Source organism: Enterobacter sp. K16B (assembly GCF_020216105.1).
Classification (GTDB): domain Bacteria; phylum Pseudomonadota; class Gammaproteobacteria; order Enterobacterales; family Enterobacteriaceae; genus Enterobacter; species Enterobacter sichuanensis.
In genome coordinates, this window is sequence record NZ_JAIWJZ010000174.1 from 1 (window position 1) to 5,814 (window position 5,814).

General features: G+C 37.3%; 9 protein-coding genes and 1 pseudogene. All 10 read left to right on the forward strand.

What is annotated here, in order from left to right; translation table 11 throughout:
- Positions 1-531 (forward strand): DNA/RNA non-specific endonuclease (locus tag LDK53_RS22085; RefSeq protein WP_225288080.1); only part of this gene is annotated, 531 nt, incomplete at its 5' end.
- 2 nt (positions 532-533) lie between these two features.
- Positions 534-1,064, forward strand: coding sequence for an SMI1/KNR4 family protein (locus tag LDK53_RS22090; RefSeq protein WP_225288081.1), 531 nt, complete (start codon positions 534-536; stop codon positions 1,062-1,064).
- 366 nt (positions 1,065-1,430) lie between these two features.
- The gene (locus LDK53_RS22095; RefSeq protein ID WP_225288082.1) at positions 1,431-1,661 is read left to right on the forward strand and encodes a hypothetical protein; all 231 of its coding nucleotides are present in this window, start codon (positions 1,431-1,433) and stop codon (positions 1,659-1,661) included.
- 392 nt (positions 1,662-2,053) lie between these two features.
- Positions 2,054-2,320: a hypothetical protein gene (locus LDK53_RS22100; RefSeq protein ID WP_154232935.1), complete on the forward strand. Its 267-nt coding sequence runs from the start codon at positions 2,054-2,056 to the stop codon at positions 2,318-2,320.
- A 374-nt stretch (positions 2,321-2,694) separates the two neighbouring features.
- Positions 2,695-2,922, forward strand: coding sequence for an HNH/ENDO VII family nuclease (locus LDK53_RS23095; RefSeq protein ID WP_225288083.1), 228 nt, complete (start codon positions 2,695-2,697; stop codon positions 2,920-2,922).
- Between the two features lie 50 nt (positions 2,923-2,972).
- A complete protein-coding gene (locus tag LDK53_RS22110; RefSeq protein ID WP_225288084.1) occupies positions 2,973-3,350 on the forward strand; it encodes an SMI1/KNR4 family protein in 378 nt (125 codons plus the stop codon).
- 107 nt (positions 3,351-3,457) lie between these two features.
- Positions 3,458-3,559: pseudogene (locus LDK53_RS23100) on the forward strand (RHS repeat-associated core domain-containing protein); the annotation flags it as partial.
- A gap of 63 nt (positions 3,560-3,622) precedes the next feature.
- The gene (locus LDK53_RS22120; RefSeq protein WP_225288087.1) at positions 3,623-4,303 is read left to right on the forward strand and encodes an Imm50 family immunity protein; all 681 of its coding nucleotides are present in this window, start codon (positions 3,623-3,625) and stop codon (positions 4,301-4,303) included.
- A 126-nt stretch (positions 4,304-4,429) separates the two neighbouring features.
- A complete protein-coding gene (locus LDK53_RS22125) occupies positions 4,430-4,606 on the forward strand; it encodes a hypothetical protein (RefSeq protein WP_225288085.1) in 177 nt (58 codons plus the stop codon).
- A 5-nt stretch (positions 4,607-4,611) separates the two neighbouring features.
- The gene (locus tag LDK53_RS22130; protein ID WP_225288086.1) at positions 4,612-5,214 is read left to right on the forward strand and encodes a hypothetical protein; all 603 of its coding nucleotides are present in this window, start codon (positions 4,612-4,614) and stop codon (positions 5,212-5,214) included.
- The last annotated feature ends 600 nt before the right edge of the window (positions 5,215-5,814 follow it).

The following is a 5,814-nucleotide window of genomic DNA, read 5'->3' on the forward strand; positions in this document are numbered from 1 at the left end:
CAGGTCGGGCGGTTTATTGTGCAGGATCCGATTGGGTTGAATGGCGGGTGGAACCTTTATCAGTATGCGCCGAATTCTCTAACTTGGATCGATCCGCTGGGGTTAAAGAATTGCGGTATCAAATATGGTGACCTGGATAATTTAGGTCGTCCAACAGGCGTTCAGGCCCGATTAAATGCGACACATATTAATACTGGAACGCATGCAAATCCTAATATCCAACCACCTGGATTTATTACCGGTGCTGGATCTAATCGAGCTCGAGGACATTTGCTTGGTCGTCAATTAGGCGGCTCTGGGGATGATGTACGAAACCTAGTAACTATCCAGCAGCGCCCAGCCAACACACCTGTAATGAGTGCTGTTGAAGGACGAATAAGGAAAGCCTTAGAACAGGGGGAAACTATTGATTTGAATATAACTCCTATTTATCATGGTCCTTCCAGAATTCCTGCTGGAATTACAATTAAAGCAGAGGGGACTGGAGGGTTCTTCGAACATGTCACAATACTTAATCCTCCAGGAATGTAAATATGTCAATAAATAAACTGATTACAATATTAGCAGCACCTGTCGCCCCTTCGGATTCGGGGAAGGGAATGAAATGGCCACTGATTGAGGATGGTTTACCTTTCCCCTCTGATTATATTGAGTTTATAAATGAGTATGGTTCAGGTCGTATTGCGGACTTTATTGTTATTTTTAACCCATTTAGTACAAATGAAGATGTCAATTTTTTTGAACAGTATAAATTTATTTTGGAAGACCTTAATTATCTGATTGAGTCAGATAAAGATTATTATAATTATCAACTGTATCCCAAGGATAATGGGTTGATTCCGTTAGGAGTTACAGATAATGGGGATTATCTATTCTGGGTCGTAAATTGTAAAGATAATAGTGAGTTATGGACTGTTGCTATTATTGCAGCAAGATCACCAGAAGTTGAGTATTTTGATGGTGGATTAACTGATTTTCTTGAGGGATTATTAAAAAATAAAATTAGATGTAAATCATTCCCTGATGATTTCCCCCCACCTGTTATCAAGTTCGAAAGCATTTGAAATAAGAAGTCGGGATGCTTTTCCCGACTTTATTACTATAATAAATTGTGTAAGTAAAAATTAATTGTAGTTTGTTTTATTTGAGGTGGATTATCTAACATCAAGGAGTTATATACTAAGGATAGCTTATGCCTATTTCATGCGGTAAGCCTGCAAATAAATATGAACATAAAATTTTAGAGAGGAAATTTAAAATCAGTATGCCAGAAGATTATTTTGATGCCTACAAGAGAGCGTATTCCAAATTAGATGATATCAAAGTTGATGTCAAGTCTCCAAACGGAACCTTTCGTAAGGTACTAATGTGACGCCAGTTAAAGCCATTGATTCAATAGAGGTCTGGCTAAAAGAACAAGGATTAATGTAATGAATAATAATAAGTTAGCTGAAGTTGAAAATTTTTTGTCCTCTGCTTCAGTTTTTGATTTTCTCGAAACATTAGATGCAGACAGCGCCTTGGATTCAAGAGATGAGCCAGAATTCGATGATCCATGGATGAAAGAGTTTAATTCATTAGAAAATGAATTTTTTTTGCGGATGATATTGAATATATCAATTCCTTGCGAGAAAAAGCATTTAAACTATCATTCAGAGTAATTAATAATTCTGAAATATCATCACGCATATCAGATGATTTTGAATTAATTGCTAAATGTGTTGTTGTTGGAAAGGATAATAGTTGGGCCATCAGTTATCTATGGTCTTGGTATAAAGGTGGAAAGTTCCCACAATAAATAACGAGCCGGGAAAAGGTATTTTTATTCGGCTAATTTATTATTAAGTGCTGTTTAAGTAGGCGAAGTGTGAATGTTTTTACCTAATTAATGATTTTTTACATTCATGATTTTCTCGCTCAGGAACACAATTTAATTGATGCCGGCGATAAAACCTTTCATTTGAATCCTAATATTATAATTCTATTTTCGAGAGCTTCAGAGTAATGTGCCACATATTCGCTACGCACCAAATATGAGGAATAAAGGACATTGTTGAAAAAAATAAAACGTTTTGGAGCGAAACCGATATCATTACCAACAGATGAACTGATAAAGAGTTTTAATAAATTAGAAGCATCAATAGGTCCAATCCCTGAAAGTTATCGTGCCTATTTACTTCATTTTGGCGTTTCTGTTCTTTTTGATGTAAATGTTGTTTTCAAGGCGTTACTACCATCTCCGTGGTCTGATGAGCAAGAAAACGATACGCTTGAGTCTTTATACGGTCTTGCTGAATCGGGTAAAGAATTTAGATGTTGAGGCCTACCCTGGTGGTTGTAAATATGTTTCATTTTCAACAGCTATAAAAAATATCTCACTGTATCCTTTTGTAATGTAGATGGAAACTAAGAAGAACTTACCTGTTCCGTTACTACGACCCACACACTGGTTGGGCAGTTAGTCGTGCAGGATTCGCTTGGGTTGAATGCTGGGTGGAATCTTTATCAGAATGTGCTGAATTCGCTGGATCTTGCTGCTTGTAATTCATCTGGGCAAAACAGGAAGTTTTGGAAAAATGAACCAATAGAATTTAACGGAAATAAAATTTATCAGCGGGATTCTTTATTTGATCCTGAACTGATGACAACCTGGCGTTAAAAAGGAAAAGTTTCAGGGGAACGAACGTAGAGCGAATGGCTACAGGACGTGCACCTGTTGGATATGAGGGAAACACAGTTAATTTACATCATATGTTACAAACCCAAGATGGCCCAATTGCGGAGATGAGTCAAACATTCCATAAAACTAACCATGGAATAATACACATAAATCCAAACACAATCCCATCTGGTATAGATAGATCTGTATTTGATACATGGCGTAAACAATATTGGACAAACAGAGCGAGTGATTTCCTATGAACAGAGAATAATTAGTAGAGCTTTTTGATAAACATTCTGATTTAATTAACATGGGAACGTCTGAAGATTCTCCAGGAAGTGACTGGATCGATGCGGCCGAAAAAGCCTTATCAGTGACTTTTCCTGCTAGCTATAAGTGGTTTTTAAACAATTATGGTGGCGGAGATATCTGTGGTGAGGAAATATATAGTATTTACTGCCTGCCTTTTGATGAGGCAGTAGGTGGAGATATAGTATATCAAAATACTATAGCAAATGATAATTTAAAAAATGGAAGAGTTGTTGTATCGAATACGGATTTTGGTGAAGAGTTCTTCTTTGATGCAAATGAAATGGAAAAAATATATGTATCATTAGGGGAGAATGTTCAACCTTATGCTGATGATTTTATTGAGTATCTCAAGAAACGATTGCTTGCATACATTTAATAACTGTATTTTTCCATTCTAACTAAAACGCCGGGAAGTACTTTTTAATTTCCGGCTTGTTTTTCCTATTAAGCTTAATATAACTGCTACGGCCCTCGGATAGACTGTTTATCGTGCAGGATCCGATTGGGTTGAATGCTGGGTGGGATCTTTATCAGTATGCGCCGAATCCGTTGGGGTGGATTGATCCGCTGGGTCTTGCTAGCTGTACTACTAAATTTAAATCGAAAAATGCAGCCTTTACGACAGCGAAAAGAGATGCCGGAATACCAGTGAGCCAGCAACCATCAAAAGTTGAGCTAGTACCTTTAACAGATCGAAACGGGAAATCTATTTTAGGAGGCGATCATTTACCTATAAAGACACGAGAATATACTTTCTCTCATCCAGATGGTGAATCCATTGTAATCCAGAACTATTCACTAGGGCATATCTATGGACCTCCAGGAACACTTGGTAACCAAGGGCCACATTTAAATGTTAGACCGATCAGTGATACCCAAAATGGTACTATATCTGGAACGCTAGAACATAATCCATTTCAAGGAGGGAAAATGAACTCATGGGTTGATTTATTAATTGATAAAAGAAGCATTTCTTCTATCTTCACCGATGAAGAACCTTCATTACGTAATGTTGAACTTCATGATGTTATTTTCCATAGGGATGGGCCAAAAATCACACTAAGATTCGATATTAAAAGTTATCCTTCGCAACCACCAAAAAAATGGATAATGCAGAAGTGTAATGTCGTACAATTGCAATTGACTGCTATTGATATAGCGGAAGTTAGCTTATTTGGTTGGAATAAAACACACTTTTCTTTAGATATTAACATATCTAAAGAAGATGGGTTTATCATCATTTTAGCTCAAGATGATATATTCTCTCTCTCAATAAAAGCAAAATTCATTGATATTTCTTCAATAACAGCTTATACAATTTTAAAATAATAAAGAATGGGAGGGTAATAAATCCTCCCTCAACAACATGCGCAAGTACCTCGAATTTCGCGAGGTGGTGAAAATATTAGTCTGGATGATTTAAATGTAACCAGTCGTGGTGCAAATTGGGGGAAAATGCAAGCCAATGGTAAGCAATCACTAGGTAGGCGTAATCCTAATGGGAAAAATCATTGGTTTGAGCATCCCGACGGCCACCCGGATGCTGGTCAAAGTGGTATTCCTGAGCATCATTCTAATGGTCATGTGCATGCGATTGACCCTAAAGGTAATGAAGTGATTTTTACATGGTAAATTATATGCCTGAGAAATTAATTAAATTTCCTGTTCCCGAATGGATAGTGCAATCAGTTCATTTCAAAACTGATTTACCATCGGAGGCTTATTGTATTTGCTATCAATACAATATAGATAATAATGGATATGGTCCTTATGGTTTTTTAACTGAAAAATCGGAGGGGCTATTGTCCTCTTTATTTACTAATCTTATTTCTTTTAATAAAGAGGGGCAAAGTCTTGATGCTTGCTCAGCCCTAAGTAGAAATGGGCTTTATTTTTATGGCAACAATAATGAAAAAGTGAACAAGCAACTGGCGGAGTATCGCAAGATGCTTCTGAAAAATAAGTTAAGAACTAATAAAGGATTGCCTGAAGAGGTTTTTCCTGAGAAACCTGAACTACTTAATCTTTATGATGATTATGGTGGTGTTGATGTAAGTGTAATAAATTCTTTAATAAAAAAAGGTTATCAATTTCTTTTTTACTGGTTTTTGACTCCTGTCGCTGGGGGGAGTGTAATTGTTTTTGATGGTAATTTATGGGATAGAGCTGTTGAATATTGTAAAAAAAATGGAATTGATTTTCAAGAGGTTGATTCAGTTGATAATCTGAAAGAATGGTAAGGTTGTTTTTTATAAATTAGCTAACTTATTAATAAAAAGGACTGAAAAGATCTTCTTATCTTTCCGGCTTTTTTATTATTCTCATTTTGGGGAAGTGCTACATAGGCGTACACTTAATCCCATTGTCCATATGTCTAGCCAGATAATGTTACTTGGATAGCTCCTGCACAACATAATTATCCGCCATCAGAAAAATATAGCTGTTCGAAATATTCATGGTGACGCTGCGCCCGGTCTCATATCCCTTCTCTGCGAGTCAGTTGCTCATGAGGGGGCAAGTTGGGCTTGCGTGTATGTCCGGCAGAGATTTTGGTTAAGGTTGGAATAGGTGATGCCGACAAACTCGACCTTAAAAAGCAGGATACTTTGAGTAAGTTTTTTCTATTTAACCTACTTTTTAAAAAGTAACATAAGTATCGTGCAGATAGCTTAATTTATCAGGGTGTGGCGGTAGCATGATTGTCTTATGCAAACCGCTACGCACGCGACCTGAGCGGCCAGATTACCCGCATCCGCTGCACGCCAACCGCCGAAGGCATTGCCCTAGGTATTGAAAGCGATGAGATCGCTTACCGTCACGACGCCGCCGGGCGCGTGCTG